Below are 18,316 nucleotides of genomic sequence, written 5' to 3' on the forward strand. Positions count from 1 at the left end.
ATTAGCCTTTTAGGAACAGCCAAGATGCCTGTTCCACAAGAAAATCTACTCTTTGTGGAACGGGCATCTTGCCCGTTCTTGAGAATGGTGCAAGATCAGAGTTTTAACCGACTTGTGCTGTGAAACGGGGGTCTAAACCCCGGCGGGATGTCCGGTGCTAGTTATACTCAGTTACTATAATTTATATGGCTTATTAAGAGGTAGAACAATGGCTAACATTAATCGGAGGCGTACTGAAAATATTAACGGTAACTTTTATGTGGACAGTACCTGCATTGACTGCGATACTTGTCGGTGGATGGCACCTGAAGTATTTACTCAAGCGGGAGAACAGTCTGCGGTTTACCACCAGCCAACTAATGACACTGAAGAAATGCGATCGCTCGCGGCTCTTTTGTCTTGTCCCACAAGTTCGATCGGCACTGTAGAAAAACCCAAAAGCATCAAACAAGCCCAGCAACTGTTACCCGCACTCGTAGCAGAAAATGTCTATCACTGCGGCTACCACTCAGAGAATTCCTACGCCGCAGCCAGCTATTTAATTGTCCGCCCCGAAGGAAATATTTTAGTTGATTCTCCCCGTTTTGTGCCGCCGCTAGTCAAAAACATAGAAGCAATGGGCGGCATTCGCTATATGTACTTGACTCACGGCGATGATGTGGCAGATCATCAACTATACCACGAGCATTTTGGGTGCGATCGCATCATTCATTATGACGAAATTAACGCTGATACTTGCCGTGTAGAAATGCAATTGTCGCCCACCGAACCGTATCAACTAGCAGATGATTTGTTGATTATATCGATGCCCGGTCACACGAAAGGTCACACAGTTTTGCTTTACAATAACAAGTTTTTGTTCACCGGAAAACGAGCGAGAAGCCCCTGGCTTTAGACATGGGGAGGAAAGCGGCTGCGACTTCAGTCGCCTTGAATCAAAAGCAATATGAATAGCCATCTTTTTTGTGAATATGTTTGCAATATTTATGACTAATTCCTGCCACTCTTCCTTCTGGTGTGGCGATGTCAAACGAACCGGATGCACGACAAAGAACTCGTCCCACATAATAGCCGACTTTCTTGCCTGCGGTGACTGTCGCGCCAACGATATCGCCAGTCTGAAAACAGAAATGAATTTGCTTTCTCGACTTGTGACGAATTGGGAAGCCAAACCGATCCGTGCCACACATTTGTCGAGTACCGTGTCCTGCTGCTTTTATTAGCAGCGGTTGAGAAGTCGGCACCTTTAATTCTTCGACTTTACCTACGCAAGCAGCATCTAACCAGTGAGATTTAGGTAGCTGCAAACGAGTGCGATTGAATTTTGTCAAGCCGCCACTACCAGTAGAAACTGGTAAACCAGTCATACGGAGTCGATTAAATAACGCCCAACGAGTCGAATTAACGGCTGCTGCGTCTTTTAAGGGACGTTGTGCTTGAGATAGAATCCGCTTCAAAATCTCTGGTTTTTTAGATAAGAATTGCTCAATATCTTGAGTGCCTTTCTTTTTGTTGCAAGCATCGCAAGCAAGGCAAAGATTGGAAATGCGGTCGGAACCTCCTTTAGCTTTGGGATGAATGTGTTCAACTTGTAGCGGTACATTAGTTACACCACAGTAAGCGCACTTCCTGTCCCATTTGTTGAGCAAATACTCGCGGATCTCGTAGCCATGTAAAACGCCTTGTTGATACTCGATTCCAGAGATTTCTGGGTTTTCTAGTTGTTGCAAATCAAATCTAACAAGCTCTTGAGCTATAAAAGCAATAGGAGCGACTTTCATCAATCTAGTTACCCAAGTCAAGGTTGTTTCGACACGATGTTGCAAACTTGGAGCCAGCCACCCTTTCGGGCGATTTCTGTTTAGAAATCTAGCTGGACGATAGCGGGTATGGCGATTTCTTCTGCCTCTACGCAATGAACGGCGAGATTCCAGACTGGCTTTGATAGTTTGACCTCGGTGGGTTAGTTCTGCACCAAAGATTACTTTATCTCCTTGCACTAATGCGATTCCAGTAGTTTTTGAGCCAGGATCTATTTTGAGAGTGATTGGTTTTTGTGGTACTGTTACCTCTACTTTCAAAATTAGCGTGAATGGATACCTTTTAAAGACGGCAGCTTTGCCATTGTTTAGCAATTTACGTGCCAATCCTGGGCGGATTGGGTTGAGCTGTCGTTTGTGGATATCAACTACAAAAACGAAATTAGACATTTAATGTCCTCCATTGCTGGGTAAAGTTCGCTTCGAGAATGTTTTATGAGCTTGTTATGCCAAAAGCACTGGTTTAACCCCGTTAATCCTGTTTAACTTTTGGCGATAGAGGGGAAAACTAGCGTCGCATTCTCCGGTATCATGACTCTAAAAACGTAGGTCTAATCCTGTCTCTGGTAAGGTTCGGGCTTTCTTCTTGCACCGCTGGCGATCGAGCCGGACTTCCCAAAAGCCCCCGCTTTTAAGCGTGGGGTTCCTTACGATGTCTGTTGGTATTCTTGGCCGGAACAAATCAAATCTATGCAGAATTTGGCTAATTACTCGTTTGAATGGGTGTTGCCGGGACACGGCCGCAGGTATAATGCCGATCGACAAACAATGAGCAATCAAATGCAAAAGTGTATTGCTTGGATGCTCGATGCTTAGTGCGATCGGGTTCATAACTCCGACTCAGCCAGATTCATTTGACCCCGGTAGCCTGTGAAAATCCGACTGCCATCTTTGAGAATATGAATCTCCATCCGATCGCTCGCCCATTCCTATCTCTCTTCTCGACATCTGCGTGAATCAGCGTCAATCCCTTATCATCTGCGGCTCGATAAATTCTCTTTTTTTCACCGCAGATGAGGGCAGATAAACACAGATTAACGCAGATGAATCCCTCTGAATAGACTTAGCGAATGACTGCTAATGGGCTCAAGCAAGCTGCCAGATCGGCATCAGGGGTGGTAATGGCCTGCAAGTTATATTTCTCCGACAGAAGCTTGAATACATTGGGAGAAATAAACGCCGGTAATGTCGGCCCTAGACGAATGTTTTTAATCCCCAAATGCAAGAGAGTTAGCAAGACGGCTACTGCCTTTTGTTCATACCACGACAGAATCATGGAAAGGGGTATATCGTTGACACCTACCTCAAAGGCATTGGCTAGGGCTACAGCAATCTGAATCGCGGAGTAGGCATCGTTGCACTGACCAACATCCATCAGGCGGGGTAGTCCGTCAATGTCGCCCATTTGTCGATCGAAGAAGCGGAACTTACCGCAAGCTAGGGTGAGCACGACACAATCATCAGGCACTTTTTCTACGAACTCGGTGTAGTAGTTGCGATCGGGTTTGGCTCCATCACAGCCCCCCACCAGGAAGAAATGGCGGATTTTACGCTGTTTCACAGCCTCAATGATTTTATCTGCCACCCCTAGGACTGTATTGTGAGCAAAACCAACTGTGACTTCCCTGGGGGGTGCATCTTCGGTAAAGCCGGGAAGTGCCAGTGCTTTCTCAATAACGGGAGTAAAATCGGGTGTGCCATTGTCGATCTCACTCAAGTTAATCAGACCCGGATAGCCGACGGGGCCAACGCTAAAGAGTTTATTTTCATAATAGGAATGGGTTGGCATTAAGCAGTTGGTCGTAATCACGATCGCACCGGGGAACTTGCCAAAATCCTTGGTTTGGTTCTGCCAAGCAGTGCCGTAGTGACCGTAGAGATGGGGATACTGCTGTTTTAGTTTGGGATAGCCGTGGGCTGGTAGAAGTTCGCCGTGGGTGTAAACAGTAATTCCAGTGTCTGCTGTTTGCTTGAGTAAGCCTTCGAGTTGTTTGATGTCATGTCCTGAAACCAGAATCGCCTTCCCTTGCCGTGGATTGAGGGGAACAGGCGTGGGAATTGGGTGCCCATAGGTACCGGTATGTCCGGCATCCAATAGTTCCATAGAGCGCAGATTAATGGCTCCCACCTCAAGAGCAAGATCCACCCACTCCTGCAAGCTCAAGGTCTGGTTATCGAGGGCGACAAGTGCCTCATAAATGAAACGATACACCCGCTCGTCTTCCTGGCCCACTTCGTAGGCGTGGAAGGTGTAGGAGGCAAGACCCTTCACCCCATATAGCACTGTGAGTTTGAGTGAGAAAATATCCACATTCGAGGCAGACTGACTGAGGAACTGGAGGGAAATCTGCTCACCCTGCTCAACCAGGCTCTCCTCAAAGTTGGGTTCAAAGTCGGAAATTGCAGCCCACGTGGGTGGAGTGTCTGTTGCTTGCTGCACTTGAGCCTTGAGGTTGGCGCGATGGGCGATCGCTTCCTGGAGATACTCAACAAACCGCTTTTCGGAAAAGTTGACATTCGTCATCGTGGCAAAGATCGTTTCGCAGGTGAAGACATCCACTGCATGAGTATCAATGCCTAACTCCTTTGCTTTCAGGGCAATCGGAGCCAACCCGCGCAGATAATAAATCAGCAAATCTTGGATAGCATTCACTTGAGGACTTTTCCCACAAGCACCAAACTGATGGCATCCTTGTCCGCTTGCTGTTTGTTCGCATTGTTCACAGAACATTGATTTTTCCTTGTTGAATTGGTTAGAATTTACGCAACAACTCGGTTATGAAAGTATTTATCCGTCTCTGACTATGTTAACAAATCTGAGTTAACTCACATCTTGTAGCATTCTCAATAACGGGCTCTCCGGCCCGTTCCACAAAGAGTGAATTTTGTTGTGGAACAGGCCGAAAAGCCTGTTCCTAAACAAGTAATTGAGAAGGGTGCAACATCTCAGAGTTAACAAATCTGACGACGATTCATAGGGACTTGGAAAACCGTTTGCTTGAGTGGCGGATGAGATAGCTATCAAACACGGATGCAATATTGCGAATTAGCAAGCGGCCGAGCGCGGTTACTTCAATGCCATCGCCCCAACGTTTGATTAACCCATCAGCTTCTAAGGCATCAAGTTGTGGCAAAACCTGAGCAAAATAGTCATTAAAATCTAGATCGAAGCCGAGATGGTATTTTTCTTCCAAATCCTGCACCGACAGTTGGAATTGACACATTAATTCCATGATTACTGTGCGCCGAATCAGATCGTCTTGATTAAGTCTAACACCTTTTTCGATCGGCAATTCCTTCCCATCGATCGCCAGATAAAAATCTTTCAATCCCTTGTGGTTTTGGGTATACACATCCTGCAACATACTGATGGAAGTCATGCCAAAGCCCAACAGATCCGATTCGGGCTTAGTGGTATAACCCTGAAAATTACGATGTAGTTGTCCAGCTTGTTGCGCGATAGCTAGTTCATCATTAGGCTTAGCAAAGTGATCCATACCAATAAACACATAGCCATTTTGCGTCAGTTGGTCGATCGTACTTTGCAGAATTTTCAGCTTTTCGCCCGCAGTCGGTAAAGCAGATTCTGGCATTCGTTTCTGAACCGGTTTGAGCCAGGGAACATAGGCAAAATTAAAGACGGCAATGCGATCGGGATTTAATTGTAAGGTCTTCTTTACTGTTTCCTGGAAGGTGGCTTGTGTCTGGAAAGGTAAGCCGTAAATCAAATCCACATTGACACTTTCAAACCCAGCTTCCCGCATCCAATCCATCACATCAAACAACATCGCTTCGGGCTGCACCCGATTGATAGCTTGCTGCACGATGGGATTAAAGTCTTGAATGCCAAAACTAATCCGATTGAAGCCTAATTGTCGCAAAAATAGAATATATTCGCGATCGATATAGCTAGGATTGACTTCGATCGATATTTCTGCCGCGTCATCGAACCGAAAATATCGATTTAACTGATTCCAGAGAAACTCTACCTGACTGCGATCGAGATAGTTGGGCGTGCCGCCGCCCCAGTGCAACTGATGCACCAGCCGATCGGCATCCACCAAACTGGCAACTTGGCGAATTTGGCGATCGAGATAGCCTAAATAGGGTTCTACCACCTCCTTGCGCTGGGTAATGATGGTATTGCAGCCGCAGAAATAACAGGGCGTTTCGCAAAAGGGGATGTGGCAGTAAAGCGATAAGGGGGTTCGTTTGTGATTGCCGACGGCGATCGCAGTTTTAAATGCGTGGCGATCGAAGTCAGTGCTTAATTCTGTGGCGGGTGGATAGCTGGTATAGCGAGGTAAAGGCTGGTTGTATTTATTCAACAATGCAGCATCAAATTCAACCGTTTGTGATAACTGTTTCATTAACTAATGTATCCTTCTGTTGTTGTGTAAATTCAGAACCCCGGCATATTTTAGAGATACGATCGATCTTGTTTTCGTGGGGCGAGTTATTTCGCGACAGATTCTCGCTTGGCATGAGGGCTGCGGCCTTCTGTGCTACCGGGGCGATCTTGCCGAGTTAACAAATCAAAGGTATGATCTCCAATCGCCGCTTTCACATCGGCTTCGAGTTCGTGCATTACATCCTGGTTAAGGGTAAATGCCGCATTTGCTTCGGCGACAATTCGCTCGATCGTGTCAGCATCCACCGGAAATTCATCAAAGGTTTGGCGATAGCGTTCCTTAAATACTCGCCTTGCTTCTGGTGTCGAGATTTGGGAAAATTCATAGAAATTTGTTCCCCGATCCGGCGGCAGAGACAACGCCGATCGAATCACGTTTTTCAAGCTTTGTCCGCCCGATAAATCACCCATGTAGCGGGTGTAGGCATGGGCAATCAGCAGGACTGGATCGGTTGCTGAGAGGGTTTGAATGCGATCGCGATACACAGAACCCGCTGGCGAAGCCGTAATTTCCTCCCGCCAATTTTCACCGTAATAAAAAGCTAGATCGCAAGCCAGATTCTCAGTGCGATTTAACTCAGGGAAATAGAGGATCCCGATAATCGGGTGGTTGACATGGTTCTGCAAAGCCGTTTCTAAGGCGCTGTAAACAAAGTATAGATCGGCAAATAGTTTACGCAAAGGTTCCCGTTCCACAATGCCTTTCATAAAGCATTTCATAAATGCCGTATTTTCGGCTGTGGTGTGGGATTGCATCGTGCCTTCTCGGAGGCGTGTCGATAGATTAGTCATGGCAATATCTCCTAATTAATAGCGGTTCTGGACGATTCAGCATTAATCGAGGGCAGTAAATAAAGGCGCAACAACTGCCAGACAATCACAGCAATCCAGGGTAATTTTTGGCAAAATTGGATGGCGGCAGGGCGCTGGTTAGTTGAGATTTCGGCTAGCTTCTGGTTGGCGATCGCACATCGATCCAAACGGGGAAAGAATTCTGGATGGTGGGTATCTAAAATACTGGGAAACGCCCGTTTTGCTGTTTCATTGGTGTGATGAATCACCTGCTTGTTATATTCATCGGGGTCGATGCCGATCGAGTCATAAAATGTGGAGCGTTCCAACACCGTCATTGTGTGGGTGGCAAACACCGTCAGTAGGAAAAAGCGCGCCCAGAGTCTTGCCTTCCAGTTATTCCAAAGCTGAGGCTGCGATCGCAACAAAGCCTTAAAGAAATCCCCATGCCGATTTTCGTCTTGGCACCAATTCTCGAAGTAGCGAAACAGGGGATAAATTTGATGTTCGGGATGTTTTTCGAGATGGCGATACACCAAAATATAGCGCCAGTAGCCAATTTTTTCCGACAGATAAACAGTATAAATTACCCATTCTGGAGGGAAGAATGTGTAGGTACGATTTTTTGTTAAATAGCCCAGATCGAGAGACAACCCAAAATCTGCCATCGCCTTATTCAAGAAACCGGCATGACGCGCTTCATCCCGGGCCAGTAAGCTAAAGGCTTCCGATAACAAGGGTTGGCGATTCTTAAGTTTGCGGGAAAGTTCTTTGAACAACAGAAAACCCGAAAATTCTGAGGTACAGGATCGCTCTAGAAAGTCAATAAATGCCTTTCGCGTTTCGCCATCAATGTTGTCCCAGCATTGCTCAAACTCTTGATTGCGGACAAAATGGTGGCGGTTATAGTCCGCGCGCAATTCTGCTACAACTGCTTCTAATTCCGCTTGTTGCCCGGACAGATCGATTTCGGCAAGGGCATCAAAATTGGTGGTGTAAAAGCGGGGTGTTAACAGGGTTTCTTGAACAGGTGCTTTAATGCCGGATGGCAGACCGGCAGACTCCGATTTACTAATTGAACTGACCATAGGAGTGGAGAGTGGATTGTTCGGAATTGATGACTGTGCACCACATTGCCTTAATCCGCGATCGCCCACAAGTCAGTTACCAGTGGTATCCTATAGTTACTTTAGGTAAAGCATTGAAGCAAATAGGACGCTTGAGCCATTTCTAAAGAAATATGGAAATTATCGTGAAGGCAACTGTGCAGGGAGTTTATGGTGGAAGCGAGTCAGTGCGTAGAGGTTAAATGTCCGATTCAATTTGTGCTAGACTTGTTGGACAATAAATGGTCAATTTTGGTTCTACGCGAACTGTTTGGAGGCGATCGGCGTACCCACGAATTACTCGCGGCACTTCCTGGCATCAGCACCAAAACCCTCACCCAACGCCTACGAGAGTTGGAAGCTCAAGGGTTAGTCGATCGCCGTGTTTATGCCGAGATTCCGCCCCGCGTCGAATATTCCCTCACGCCCAAGGGTCGTCAAATTCAACCGGTGATGGCAGCCCTGCATCAAGTAGGATCGCAGTGGCTGGGACAGGAGAGTTGTATTTGTCCACTAACACACTCGGATGCTAAGGACGATCGCATGAACGCTTCAGGTCTAATTTCAGATTAAAAATGTCAGAATTATTCATCTCTCTCTTCTCTTCCTCAGTGTCCTCTGCGTCCTCTGCGGTTTAATCATTCCGGTTCTGGGGCGTGAATTCCGTGGGTTAAGTTAAGCCCCGCTAAGAATTAGCCTTGGGAATAGCCACCAAAGTCATAGAATTAGCGGGGTAAGTTGCCTGGAATCCAGTATCACTGACACCTAAATCGCTCTGACGGACGATCGCCTGCAAATTCGCCTCGCTGTAAGTGTAAAATTCAGCTTTACCCGACGATTTAAATCCTTTCAAACTCAGGTTGCTAGTCAAATTTTTGTTGGTTTTATTAATAATTACCAGCGTCAGAGTACCATCACTGCTGCGATCGGCTCCGTAGATTGACAAAAGTCCTTGATCTGTGCTACCCGATCGCACCCAAGTATCGCCATACTTACCGCCTTTTCCGTCGTAATTCATGTACATTCGGAAAGCATATGCCCCCGGTTCAGAAGACTTAGGAGGCCCCCACAGCGTCGCTAAATCCACTTGTTCCCGCCCAAAAATCCCCAGTACGTCGGCTTGGGCTAAGGCGCCGTTAATCGACTCTAAACCGCCCCAATTGTATTCAGTAATCGCGACTTTTGTACCTGGATAATCTTGATTTACCCACTCTCGAAACCGGGGGATAATTGTTAGGGGTGGATTGTATTTACCAATCCAACTTTCATCAGTATAGGTAGCATCCCATAGAGAACGAGTCGATCGCAGTCGCAGCGCTTGGGTGTTGGCATCGCCGGCGGGACAATTGGCCAAACAGGTATCGTCCGCCGAAGGATAGTAGTGTTCGTCGAAATAGTCGAGAATCCGAACACCTTTTTGCTTTTCATAAGCGCGCATTTGTTGCAAGTACCACCGCGCAAACCAGACACCGCCGTGCTTTTCGCGATCGCCCTTAACCCCCGAATCCACATAGACAGGCCAGCCAAAATCCGACGGGCCGAGTACCTTAGCAGTTGGATCTGTAGCTTTTACCATTGAGGCATATTGGTAAGTGCGATCGCGCAATTCCTCGTAACTCGTCGCTTCTGGATGAACATCGCGGTGAGTGTTTCCCCAACCGCTTGGTTCATTGTCCATTTGATAAATTTGCACGCCGCCCTTAGCAGCAGTACCGTGGGTTTTAATTAAGTGTTGAACCCAAGCTTTTTGAAATGCTGGGTCGCTAATAATACTGACATCAAGGCGATTATTATCAGTTATCAAAGTGCCGTCGGGACGCTTACCGTTGCCGCATTTATCACCTTCTGGAAAAATGTAGGGATTTGTTTTTTCTTGTGGCCCGTATTTGGATACTCTAAACCCGCAGTTCCAAGTGCTAAATTTATTTACATAGCCAATCATCGGAATTGTAACGATGCTTTTGCTGCCGTTTTGGCGGTTGATTTTGACAATTTTATCTATAGAATCACCGGGAACAGGATTTTTCTTGTCGCCGCCACCCACGAAAAAGAAGTCATCGCCGCTGTTGGAAGAATCGACTAACCAGTTGTAGCGGCTGGTGTGATTGGCCCCCCAGCGTTCTACTGGAATTCGTAACTCTTTGGCGATTGTGGGATCTAGGGCATAATCATTCATACCATAGATGTCAGGACTGATGGAATGTCGATCGGCTGTCACATCAACAGACAAGGTGGGATTGACTGTTTGGGCTATGCCGTTTTTGAAGTAAGCTGTTGTGGCGACAATTGCCAAAGCGGCGATTAAAGCTAACAAAAATAGGACAAGCCAACGAGGTTTATTTTCGGGAAACTGCCACAAAAATCGTGCATTCATTAATTTATGGTAGAGTATTTAATAGGGCTTGTTTATAATCTACTGCACTTTTGTAATAAATTTCAGGATTGTCGATTAAAGCGCGATCGATAACTGCGGCTAGCGGTTGAGGAATCGAGGAAGTGCGATCGCGAATAGGAACCCCATCCCCCATCATTATTCAAAATCCCACAAAACGGGTCTACTCCCACAAAATTGCGCGGGGAAAATCCCGCCCTCGTCACATACAAAAGTGAGAGTGACTTTTGAACTCATTTCAATATATGATTGTGAAGGTGATAATTGGCTAAGCAAAACTAGCTACTTCTACAGAACGTTCTACCGCTACACTTTTACGCTTGCGTTTAATTCTGTCGATTTCATGGAGTGTTTCGGCTGTTAGGTAACTGCTACCACAGTGAGGACAGCTTATGAGGGGAATGTTTTCTATAACTAGCAAATCTTTGCCTTTACCATAGGTTCTGGGAATTCGGCGAACTCGCACACCTTCTGTTCCGCAAATATCGCATACCATTTACTAAGTCTCCTTGCTTAAATTAGTCTTCATGCAATAATTCATTGATGAATTCTTCCCGTTCATCCTCTGTCATTGCATCCCAGTCTTTTCCCCTTTGTGCAGCAGCCTGTCGCGCTTTTTCTGGGCCATCATGGGTTAAGTTTGCCCAAGATTCCCAAGGCTGCATCAGCAATATTTTCAATAATTGATGTTTTTTGCGATCGGGTAATTCTTGAGCTAATTCAATTACTCAATCATCGGTTAATGTGAATGTTAATGTTGGCATCGATTCACCTCTCAGTAAAAATATGCTTTTTCAATATATCATAACACAAACAGCTATAGTCCAGGACGCAGGGGGGTTCAGAAACCGGGTTTTTTACGGCAATATTTGGTTCCAGCCGAAAGATTCAATAAAAACCCGGTTTCTTTGGTCGGAGTGCGTAAGTCTGGTTCTCATTATCAATCAAGCAATTCCTTTCAGCAAACTTGATAAAATCCCTAAAATTTTTCCTACATCTTTAATGTAATACTCAGCAACATCAACATCTAAAGCATTACCTTCTAACTTAAGAAATCTCCACACAGTGCCCGATGTCATCACACCATAAATTATGGGAATTTGATTGCCTTCTTGTTGATTAAACAATTGCGCTGCATACATCTGGGCTGCACACTGTCCCAAACCGCCGATTAAGTCTTCTTTCTTAGCTTCAACAATCGCAATGACTGGTGCCATAATTACAATTTGAGACTCAGACAGGCTGATTAAAAAATCACAAGCACCATTCAGCCCTTTTTCTATGTCAACGTTAAATTCTTTACCGGAAAACAAGCTAATTTTATCGTCTAGCATTCTCCTCAATTCTAGTAAGATTGGGGTGATAATCATTTCAGAACGAGCTTTTTCTGTGTTGATTTCGCTGGCTATTCGGAGGTTGTAATTGAGGGTGAAATCTAGATATTCGCTGTATCCGACTTCGGGGATATTGACAAATAAGTTGTTTTTGTCTGTGAGAGTGAAGCCGAATTGTTTGATTAAGTCACTGAGGGAAAAGTTACTGTAAGCCATCTATCGATTTTGGATCTTAGATTTTGGATTTTAGATTAATTCAATTATAGTTGGTAAAATTTCTATTTCCTCTACTTCTGTTATAATTATGAAGTTATGCTAGGCAAATACGGCGGCTACAGCTTGCGGCAATGCGATGGGTACAAAATATGCAACTGGATACAAATAATCTTCGCCAGATTCATCAATAACTCGGATCAATTGATGTTCCTCAGCGCGATTATCCGGGATTATTTGATAGATTTTTCGTACTTCCAATGACGCTGGATGGTCTTGATTGTTGATGCAAACTACAAATTGTGCTTCTAAGTTATGGGGATTCATGTCTCCTCCTATAAAATATATTTGATAGCGCTAGGAAGCTACTGCAAAATCCGTGTACTGCCGCATTCCTGGCTCGTGAAATGCTAATACAATATCTTCCTTTGGAACCCCTGCACGCACTAAATCTGTTGCAATTCCATCTTCTGTCCAGTCTTCCTCAATCCAGAATTTGCCATCCCGAATCCTAACGTAGACAGTCATCCCGGTAATGCGTTCTCCCTTTTGCCAGCCCAGATTCATCCACATATAATGACCGTTTTGTGCATCGGTAATTAAGAAGGTTTCGATGTCTGGTTGAGGACGGCGGCACAATTCTATATACTCGGTTAAAATCCGCTCGATTAATTTGGGATACTCGGTTAGTTTATCCATTGTACTATTTCCTCTACTTCTGTATTGACGACTATTAGGGGAAGTTGATGTCTGTTTACAATTAATTGAATCGCATCTTGAGTGAAGAAGGTTCTATATGCTATGGTACTAATAGCCACGTAAAGTTTGCGATCGGGCGCTGTTTCTTCTAAAAGGTAACGATAAATGTCATACTGACCGAGAGCTTCTTTTAAATCTTGGATTTTTGAGGCACCGATAAAGCTTTTCACTTCAACTACAAGTTTCTGTCCCGACCGTTCAGCAGCAATAGGTTGTTGGGCACCGAGATCGGCGTACAGCGTTGTTGTACGATACTGAATTACATAGGGATCGTCAGTAATTATCCAGCCGTCTTTGATTAGTGCGTTTTTGACAGCGTAGTGAATTATGTCTAGCTTGGGCATAGCCTTTATTATAAATCTTTTTGAAATCCTGTAACGCTTAGATGTTAGAGTCTACAAGTCTCGACAAGAGAGAAGAGCGCCACTAGAATTAGCTCCCCACACCAATCAAAACTGCCCGCCCAACTCAACCAACCCCAGCCGGGAGGTGTCGGGAGGTTTCCTTCTGGTGCTTTGGTGTTATATTGCCAGTTTTCCGTCCATTCACTATTCACGCGCCAACCTACCCGATCGCCAAACGCTTCCCATATTTTATGATCGTATTCCCTGGTTCCACCCAGACTTTGATAGATACGCTTCTGCACCGAAAAGCCGAAGCGCCCATTACTGTATTTCACCCAAAGTTGGTCAATGGTACGCAAGTCCTCGCAGGGAAAATTAATACTTCCTACATCCAGCGATCTTTGTTCGTCCCTACCTGTACTCGCCACCTTCAGCATCACTCTCGTCGTTTCCCGATCCGCCTCTTGCCACTTTCCTACTGCTAATAAATTTCGCAAGTTTATATAATCCATCCCCACGGCTGAAATTAACTCTACCTCATCCTCAGCTTTTTTAGGCATCACTAAATTCAACCATTCCTGCACCGACTGTGGGCGATTTTGCGGTTCCAATTCCATCCCTTTCACAATCGCGGCATTCACTCTGTCGCTAATCTCTGAATTGAATTGCTTTGGCGGAGTTAAAGCAATATTTTGCTTTCTGACTTGCGACGAAAACGGCAACTCACCCGTCAACATTACATAAAGCGTTGCTGCTAGGGAATAAACATCTGTATAAGCGCCTAGTTCGGCACGTTTTTCTAATAATTCAATGGGTGCGTAACACTCAGTCCCGGAATTGCTATTAGTTCTCAATTTTCCCGGTGCTGTCATCTGTCGTGCTAAGCCAAAATCAATCAAAACGGCTTTCAAACCCTGCTTTCTGAGCATAGTATTTTGGGGTTTAACATCCAGGTGAGTAAATCCTTGCTTGTGAACAAAACTCAGGGCCCTTCCCAATTGCTTAATAATTGCCAAAGCTTTTTCTTCCGACAAAATGCCGTTATCTTCGAGATGGCTAGCTAAGTCAATTCCATCGATTAATTCCATCACCATGCACCACAATTCTATATTTCCTACCATTTCGGGAAACACTTCGTAAACTTGGACGACGTGGGGATGACTGCATCGGGCTAAAGATAATGCTTCGTTGAGAAATTTGGTTTGTAATTCCTGAAAGTTTGGTTTACTTTGAACGTTGGCGTTTAGGGTTTTGATGGCGACGGCTTTACCTTCTTTGAGGTTTTGGGCGCGGTAGGTGACACCGAATCCGCCGCAGCCCAGGATTTCTTCGATGATGTATTTGCCGTTTTGGAGTTGTTGTCCGGGGGGCCAGTGCCTCATGGTGGGTGGTGAGGATGTGGGGATGATGGTTTTGATTGTAGCTGAGATGGGGGAATTTTTGTTGAGGCTTTGGATGATCTCGTTTACGGTTGTTTCGGAATGATTTAACCGCAGAGGCCACAGAGGGCACAGAGGAAGAGAAGAGAGAGGTGAGGTTGAGAAACCGGGTTTTTTTACCTAGATATTCGGCATCTATCAAACCCGGAGATCCCCCCTAGCCAAGAGGGCGGGCACGGGGCACCGCCCCTACAAGGGGGGACCGGAAGCGTTCTCAAAGTCAACCCCTACTCCCCTTCTTAAGGGGGATTTAGGGGGATCTAGACTCAGATATAAACGAGATTTAAATGGATTACACTCTTAAGTGTATGCCTCCATTGGTAAACAAGAACAGACAAAATTACGATCGCCAAACGCATTATCTATCCGGCCCACCGCCGGCCAAAACTTATGTTCGCGAGTCCAAGATGTCGGATAAGCCGCTTGCGCGCGAGTATAAGGACGATTCCACTCATCAACCATCAGAGATTCTGCGGTGTGTGGCGCATTTTTTAACACATTATTTTGCGCGTCAACATTACCTTTTTCAATCTCCGCAATTTCGCCTCGAATCGCAATCATGGCATCGCAAAAACGGTCTAATTCCTGCTTCGATTCGCTTTCCGTCGGTTCCACCATTACCGTACCAGCAACCGGCCAAGAAACCGTCGGCGCGTGATAGCCGTAATCCATCAGGCGTTTGGCGATATCTTCGACTTCAATAGCCGCAGATTTTTTGAGAAGTCGCAAATCTAGAATACACTCATGCGCCACCAAACCAGCTTTCCCTTTGTACAAAACCGGATAATAAGATTCTAACCGTTTTGCCATGTAATTAGCATTAAGAATTGCTACTTTTGTCGCCTCAGTTAAACCGAATCCTCCCATCATCCGAATGTACATCCAAGAAATAGTCAAAATGCTAGCACTTCCCCAAGGCGCTGCGGAAACAGCACCAACTGATTTTTGTTGACTGTTGACTGTTGACTGTTGACTGTTGACTGTTGACTGTTGACTGTTAAGAATAGATGTACTGGGCAAAAATTCTACCAAATGAGACATTACCCCAATCGGCCCCATTCCTGGCCCGCCGCCGCCGTGAGGAATACAGAAAGTTTTGTGCAAATTCAAGTGACAAACATCAGCGCCAAAATCACCGGGGCGGCACAAACCAACTTGAGCATTCATATTTGCGCCGTCCATATAAACTTGTCCGCCGCAGTTGTGGACAATCTCGCAAATTTCTTTAATTTCTTCCTCAAAAACGCCGTGGGTTGATGGATATGTCACCATCAAAGCCGCCAGTTCATTTTTGTGCTTCTCGGCTTTTTTATGTAAATCCGCAACATCAATATTGCCCTGAGAATCGCACTCGACAGCCACTACTTTCATCCCCGCCATCACCGCGCTAGCCGGATTTGTACCGTGGGCTGACTGGGGAATCAAACAGATATTTCGGTGAGATTCGCCTCGGTGTTCGTGGTATTGGCGAATAACTAACAAACCCGCGTATTCGCCTTGGGAACCGGCGTTTGGCTGCAAAGAAATTCCCGCGAAACCGGTGATTTCTGCCAGCCACTGTTCTAGTTGCACGAACATCATTTGATAGCCGCGACTTTGATCGCGGGGTGCAAAGGGATGTATCTTGCCAAATTCCGCCCAAGTCACCGGCATCATCTCTGCTGTTGCATTCAATTTCATTGTGCAAGAACCCAACGGAATCATCGATGTATTTAGCGATAAATCCTTGGCTTCTAAACGGTGCAAATAGCGCAAAAGTTCAGTTTCTGAATGGTAGCTGTTGAAAACTGGATGACCGAGATAGCTGCTGGTGCGATCGCAAAAATCTGGTAAGGTCAAATAGGAATTCAATGCGTCTGCATCCAGCGGAATGTTGAGAGCATTCTGCCCGTCACCCCTGATATAATCTTTATCCTGTGCAAAAATTTCCCACAACTCTTGCACATCTTCAACCGTGACAGTTTCATCTAAAGTGATTCCCACTGTCGAATCATCGAAAACTCGGAGATTAATTTTGCGAACTTTAGCAGCTTCTAGAAGTTCTGACAGCGGTTTGTCTCCCAATTCTACCCGCAAAGTATCGAAGAAAGGTTGAGAACCAATTTTGTATCCGAAACTTCTTAAACCGGATGCCAAAAGTGCTGTTAAAGTCCGTACTTTCTCAGCAATGTCTTTCAGTCCAGAAGGGCCGTGATAAACAGCATACATACTCGCCATCACTGCCAGCAAAACTTGAGCCGTACAAATATTGCTGGTTGCTTTTTCGCGGCGGATGTGTTGTTCGCGAGTTTGCAAGGCTAAACGTAAAGCAGATTTGCCGTTGGCATCTTTAGAAACGCCGACAATTCTCCCCGGAACTTGCCGTTTAAACTCTTCTCGCGTGGCGAAATAGGCTGCGTGGGGCCCTCCGAATCCCATCGGCACTCCGAAGCGCTGAGTGCTTCCTACGGCTATATCCGCGCCGAATTCGCCGGGGGGTGTGAGCAAGCAAAGGCTCAATATGTCGGCGGCTACTGTGACTAATGCGCCGACTTCGTGTGCCGATCGAATAAAATCGGTATAGTCGTAAATTGCGCCGTCTGTGGCGGGGTATTGCAGGAGAGCGCCGAAGATTATACGATCGAACTCAAAGCTTTGATGGTCGCCGACAATTACCTCAATTCCCAACGGCTTAGCGCGAGTTTGCACCACTTCAATAGTTTGAGGGTGGCAATCTTGGGAAACAAAAAACGCTTTTGCCTTATTTTTGCTGGCGCCGTAACTCACCGCCATCGCTTCCGCCGCCGCAGTCCCTTCATCCAGCAAGGAAGCGTTGGCAATTTCCAAACCCGTAAGGTCAATTATCATGGTTTGGAAGTTCAGCAAAGCTTCCAATCGCCCTTGAGCAATTTCGGCTTGGTAGGGAGTGTAAGCTGTATACCAGCCGGGGTTTTCTAGGATATTCCGCTGGATGACCGGGGGAGTTATGCAGTCGTGATATCCTGTGCCGATGTACGATCGAAATACCTGATTTTTTGCAGCAATTTCTTTCAATTCTGCCAAAGCGCTGTACTCGCTTCGCGCTTCGGGAAGTTGTAAGGGTTGAGAAATACGAATCGCCGCAGGAACCGTTTTGTCAATCAACACATCGAGGCTGGAAATGCCCAAAACATTGAGCATTTGCTGGATTTCGCTGGGTGTCGGGCCAATGTGCCGGCCCGCAAAACCATTGATGGAGGAAAGGTTTTGCTGCTGGTTGGGTTCAAGTTGAGGGCTGTAGAGTACCAAGGCGGATTCTCCTGAATAGACTTTTGCTTCTTTGTTTGTAACATTTTGCTAAGAAAACCAGGAAGATTTTCTGCGTGTATCAAAGTCCGACAGTCCGATAGTCCGACAGTCCGACAGTCCGACAGGGGTTGAAACCCCTGTCTCATAGCTAAAGTCGTCTGAAGACGACTAAGGAAGATTTTTTGCGTCTCTCAAAGTCCGAGAGTCCGACAGTCCGATAGTCCGACAGTCCGACAGTCCGACAGGGTTTCAACCCCTGTCTCATAGCTAAAGTCGTCTGAAGACGACTAAGGAAGATTTTTTGCGTCTATCAAAGTCCGACAGTCCGACAGTCCGACAGTCCGACAGGGGTTTCAACCCCTGTCTCATAGCTAAAGTCGTCTGAAGACGACTGTAGATTAAGCTGCACTTATCGCAACTCCCCCCGCAACAGCTTGGT

General features: G+C 45.9%; 18 protein-coding genes and 2 pseudogenes. 4 read left to right on the forward strand and 16 right to left on the reverse strand.

Translation table 11 applies throughout. The annotated features are described in order from the left end of the window. Positions 1 to 208: 208 nt before the first annotated feature. Positions 209 to 868: pseudogene (locus QUA00_RS09000) on the forward strand (MBL fold metallo-hydrolase); the annotation flags it as partial. A 67-nt stretch (positions 869 to 935) separates the two neighbouring features. Here QUA00_RS09000 and iscB read toward each other — a convergent pair. Then, positions 936 to 2,210 (reverse strand): RNA-guided endonuclease IscB, encoded by a 1,275-nt coding sequence (iscB, locus tag QUA00_RS09005; RefSeq protein WP_333339297.1) that lies wholly within the window; start codon positions 2,208 to 2,210, stop codon positions 936 to 938. A 300-nt stretch (positions 2,211 to 2,510) separates the two neighbouring features. Between iscB and QUA00_RS09010 the strand changes: the two genes are divergently transcribed. Further along, positions 2,511 to 2,636 carry a hypothetical protein gene (locus QUA00_RS09010; protein WP_445305727.1) on the forward strand — a complete coding sequence of 42 codons (126 nt, stop codon included), beginning with the start codon at positions 2,511 to 2,513 and terminating at the stop codon, positions 2,634 to 2,636. Between the two features lie 11 nt (positions 2,637 to 2,647). Here the strand turns inward: QUA00_RS09010 and QUA00_RS36780 are convergent. The 5 genes and pseudogenes from QUA00_RS36780 to acsF all read right to left on the reverse strand — a co-directional run. Further along, a pseudogene (locus QUA00_RS36780) lies at positions 2,648 to 2,746 on the reverse strand (radical SAM protein); the annotation flags it as partial. Between the two features lie 137 nt (positions 2,747 to 2,883). Further along, positions 2,884 to 4,551 carry a hydroxylamine reductase gene (gene hcp, locus QUA00_RS09015; protein WP_333320094.1) on the reverse strand — a complete coding sequence of 556 codons (1,668 nt, stop codon included), beginning with the start codon at positions 4,549 to 4,551 and terminating at the stop codon, positions 2,884 to 2,886. Positions 4,552 to 4,792: 241 nt separating this feature from the next. Then, on the reverse strand, positions 4,793 to 6,190 hold the full coding sequence (hemN, locus tag QUA00_RS09020; protein ID WP_333409396.1) for an oxygen-independent coproporphyrinogen III oxidase: 1,398 nt from the start codon (positions 6,188 to 6,190) through the stop codon (positions 4,793 to 4,795). An 86-nt stretch (positions 6,191 to 6,276) separates the two neighbouring features. Then, entirely contained in the window at positions 6,277 to 7,023 is a 747-nt protein-coding gene (locus QUA00_RS09025) for a heme oxygenase (biliverdin-producing) (protein ID WP_333409397.1), read from the reverse strand. Between the two features lie 11 nt (positions 7,024 to 7,034). After that, a complete protein-coding gene (acsF, locus tag QUA00_RS09030) occupies positions 7,035 to 8,111 on the reverse strand; it encodes a magnesium-protoporphyrin IX monomethyl ester (oxidative) cyclase (protein ID WP_333409398.1) in 1,077 nt (358 codons plus the stop codon). An 11-nt stretch (positions 8,112 to 8,122) separates the two neighbouring features. Between acsF and QUA00_RS09035 the strand changes: the two genes are divergently transcribed. Together QUA00_RS09035 and QUA00_RS09040 are read left to right on the forward strand one after the other, a co-directional pair. Then, positions 8,123 to 8,257: a hypothetical protein gene (locus QUA00_RS09035; RefSeq protein WP_333181438.1), complete on the forward strand. Its 135-nt coding sequence runs from the start codon at positions 8,123 to 8,125 to the stop codon at positions 8,255 to 8,257. A gap of 43 nt (positions 8,258 to 8,300) precedes the next feature. After that, a complete protein-coding gene (locus QUA00_RS09040; RefSeq protein WP_333409399.1) occupies positions 8,301 to 8,702 on the forward strand; it encodes a helix-turn-helix domain-containing protein in 402 nt (133 codons plus the stop codon). 112 nt (positions 8,703 to 8,814) lie between these two features. On the opposite strand, the gene QUA00_RS09045 is transcribed toward QUA00_RS09040, so the two are convergent. The 10 genes from QUA00_RS09045 to gcvP all read right to left on the reverse strand — a co-directional run bounded on the left by QUA00_RS09045 (position 8,815) and on the right by gcvP (position 17,877). Continuing rightward, complete coding sequence (locus QUA00_RS09045) at positions 8,815 to 10,503, reverse strand: glycoside hydrolase family 44 protein (RefSeq protein WP_333409400.1); 1,689 nt, start codon at positions 10,501 to 10,503, stop codon at positions 8,815 to 8,817. Positions 10,504 to 10,507: 4 nt separating this feature from the next. After that, positions 10,508 to 10,660: a hypothetical protein gene (locus tag QUA00_RS09050; RefSeq protein ID WP_333307296.1), complete on the reverse strand. Its 153-nt coding sequence runs from the start codon at positions 10,658 to 10,660 to the stop codon at positions 10,508 to 10,510. Between the two features lie 129 nt (positions 10,661 to 10,789). Beyond that, positions 10,790 to 11,017, reverse strand: a complete 228-nt coding sequence (locus QUA00_RS09055) for a type II toxin-antitoxin system MqsA family antitoxin (RefSeq protein ID WP_333307294.1) — start codon at positions 11,015 to 11,017, stop codon at positions 10,790 to 10,792. A gap of 22 nt (positions 11,018 to 11,039) precedes the next feature. Then, positions 11,040 to 11,186 (reverse strand): hypothetical protein, encoded by a 147-nt coding sequence (locus tag QUA00_RS09060; protein ID WP_333106837.1) that lies wholly within the window; start codon positions 11,184 to 11,186, stop codon positions 11,040 to 11,042. 279 nt (positions 11,187 to 11,465) lie between these two features. Then, positions 11,466 to 12,071 carry a hypothetical protein gene (locus tag QUA00_RS09065; protein ID WP_333307292.1) on the reverse strand — a complete coding sequence of 202 codons (606 nt, stop codon included), beginning with the start codon at positions 12,069 to 12,071 and terminating at the stop codon, positions 11,466 to 11,468. Between the two features lie 99 nt (positions 12,072 to 12,170). After that, positions 12,171 to 12,395, reverse strand: coding sequence for a hypothetical protein (locus tag QUA00_RS09070; protein WP_333307291.1), 225 nt, complete (start codon positions 12,393 to 12,395; stop codon positions 12,171 to 12,173). A 30-nt stretch (positions 12,396 to 12,425) separates the two neighbouring features. Then, on the reverse strand, positions 12,426 to 12,767 hold the full coding sequence (locus tag QUA00_RS09075) for a XisI protein (RefSeq protein ID WP_333307289.1): 342 nt from the start codon (positions 12,765 to 12,767) through the stop codon (positions 12,426 to 12,428). After that, entirely contained in the window at positions 12,755 to 13,171 is a 417-nt protein-coding gene (locus QUA00_RS09080; protein WP_333307287.1) for an element excision factor XisH family protein, read from the reverse strand. The genes QUA00_RS09075 and QUA00_RS09080 overlap by 13 nt, the downstream gene beginning before the upstream one ends. 44 nt (positions 13,172 to 13,215) lie before the next feature. Continuing rightward, entirely contained in the window at positions 13,216 to 14,553 is a 1,338-nt protein-coding gene (locus tag QUA00_RS09085; RefSeq protein ID WP_333307285.1) for a serine/threonine-protein kinase, read from the reverse strand. A 357-nt stretch (positions 14,554 to 14,910) separates the two neighbouring features. After that, a complete protein-coding gene (gene gcvP, locus QUA00_RS09090; RefSeq protein WP_333409401.1) occupies positions 14,911 to 17,877 on the reverse strand; it encodes an aminomethyl-transferring glycine dehydrogenase in 2,967 nt (988 codons plus the stop codon). Positions 17,878 to 18,316: the final 439 nt, after the last annotated feature.

Source organism: Microcoleus sp. T2B6 (assembly GCF_036700475.1).
Lineage (GTDB): Bacteria > Cyanobacteriota > Cyanobacteriia > Cyanobacteriales > Microcoleaceae > Microcoleus.

Bases quoted from the DNA above. Each gene is read 5' to 3' on its own strand.
- iscB (WP_333339297.1), bottom strand. From the start codon at position 2,210: ATGTCTAATTTCGTTTTTGTAGTTGATATCCACAAACGACAGCTCAAC.
- QUA00_RS09010 (WP_445305727.1), top strand. From the start codon at position 2,511: ATGCAGAATTTGGCTAATTACTCGTTTGAATGGGTGTTGCCGGGACAC.
- hcp (WP_333320094.1), bottom strand. From the start codon at position 4,551: ATGTTCTGTGAACAATGCGAACAAACAGCAAGCGGACAAGGATGCCAT.
- hemN (WP_333409396.1), bottom strand. From the start codon at position 6,190: ATGAAACAGTTATCACAAACGGTTGAATTTGATGCTGCATTGTTGAAT.
- QUA00_RS09025 (WP_333409397.1), bottom strand. From the start codon at position 7,023: ATGACTAATCTATCGACACGCCTCCGAGAAGGCACGATGCAATCCCAC.
- acsF (WP_333409398.1), bottom strand. From the start codon at position 8,111: ATGGTCAGTTCAATTAGTAAATCGGAGTCTGCCGGTCTGCCATCCGGC.
- QUA00_RS09040 (WP_333409399.1), top strand. From the start codon at position 8,301: ATGGTGGAAGCGAGTCAGTGCGTAGAGGTTAAATGTCCGATTCAATTT.
- QUA00_RS09045 (WP_333409400.1), bottom strand. From the start codon at position 10,503: ATGAATGCACGATTTTTGTGGCAGTTTCCCGAAAATAAACCTCGTTGG.
- QUA00_RS09050 (WP_333307296.1), bottom strand. From the start codon at position 10,660: ATGATGGGGGATGGGGTTCCTATTCGCGATCGCACTTCCTCGATTCCT.
- QUA00_RS09055 (WP_333307294.1), bottom strand. From the start codon at position 11,017: ATGGTATGCGATATTTGCGGAACAGAAGGTGTGCGAGTTCGCCGAATT.
- QUA00_RS09060 (WP_333106837.1), bottom strand. From the start codon at position 11,186: ATGCAGCCTTGGGAATCTTGGGCAAACTTAACCCATGATGGCCCAGAA.
- QUA00_RS09065 (WP_333307292.1), bottom strand. From the start codon at position 12,071: ATGGCTTACAGTAACTTTTCCCTCAGTGACTTAATCAAACAATTCGGC.
- QUA00_RS09070 (WP_333307291.1), bottom strand. From the start codon at position 12,395: ATGAATCCCCATAACTTAGAAGCACAATTTGTAGTTTGCATCAACAAT.
- QUA00_RS09075 (WP_333307289.1), bottom strand. From the start codon at position 12,767: ATGGATAAACTAACCGAGTATCCCAAATTAATCGAGCGGATTTTAACC.
- QUA00_RS09080 (WP_333307287.1), bottom strand. From the start codon at position 13,171: ATGCCCAAGCTAGACATAATTCACTACGCTGTCAAAAACGCACTAATC.
- QUA00_RS09085 (WP_333307285.1), bottom strand. From the start codon at position 14,553: ATGAGGCACTGGCCCCCCGGACAACAACTCCAAAACGGCAAATACATC.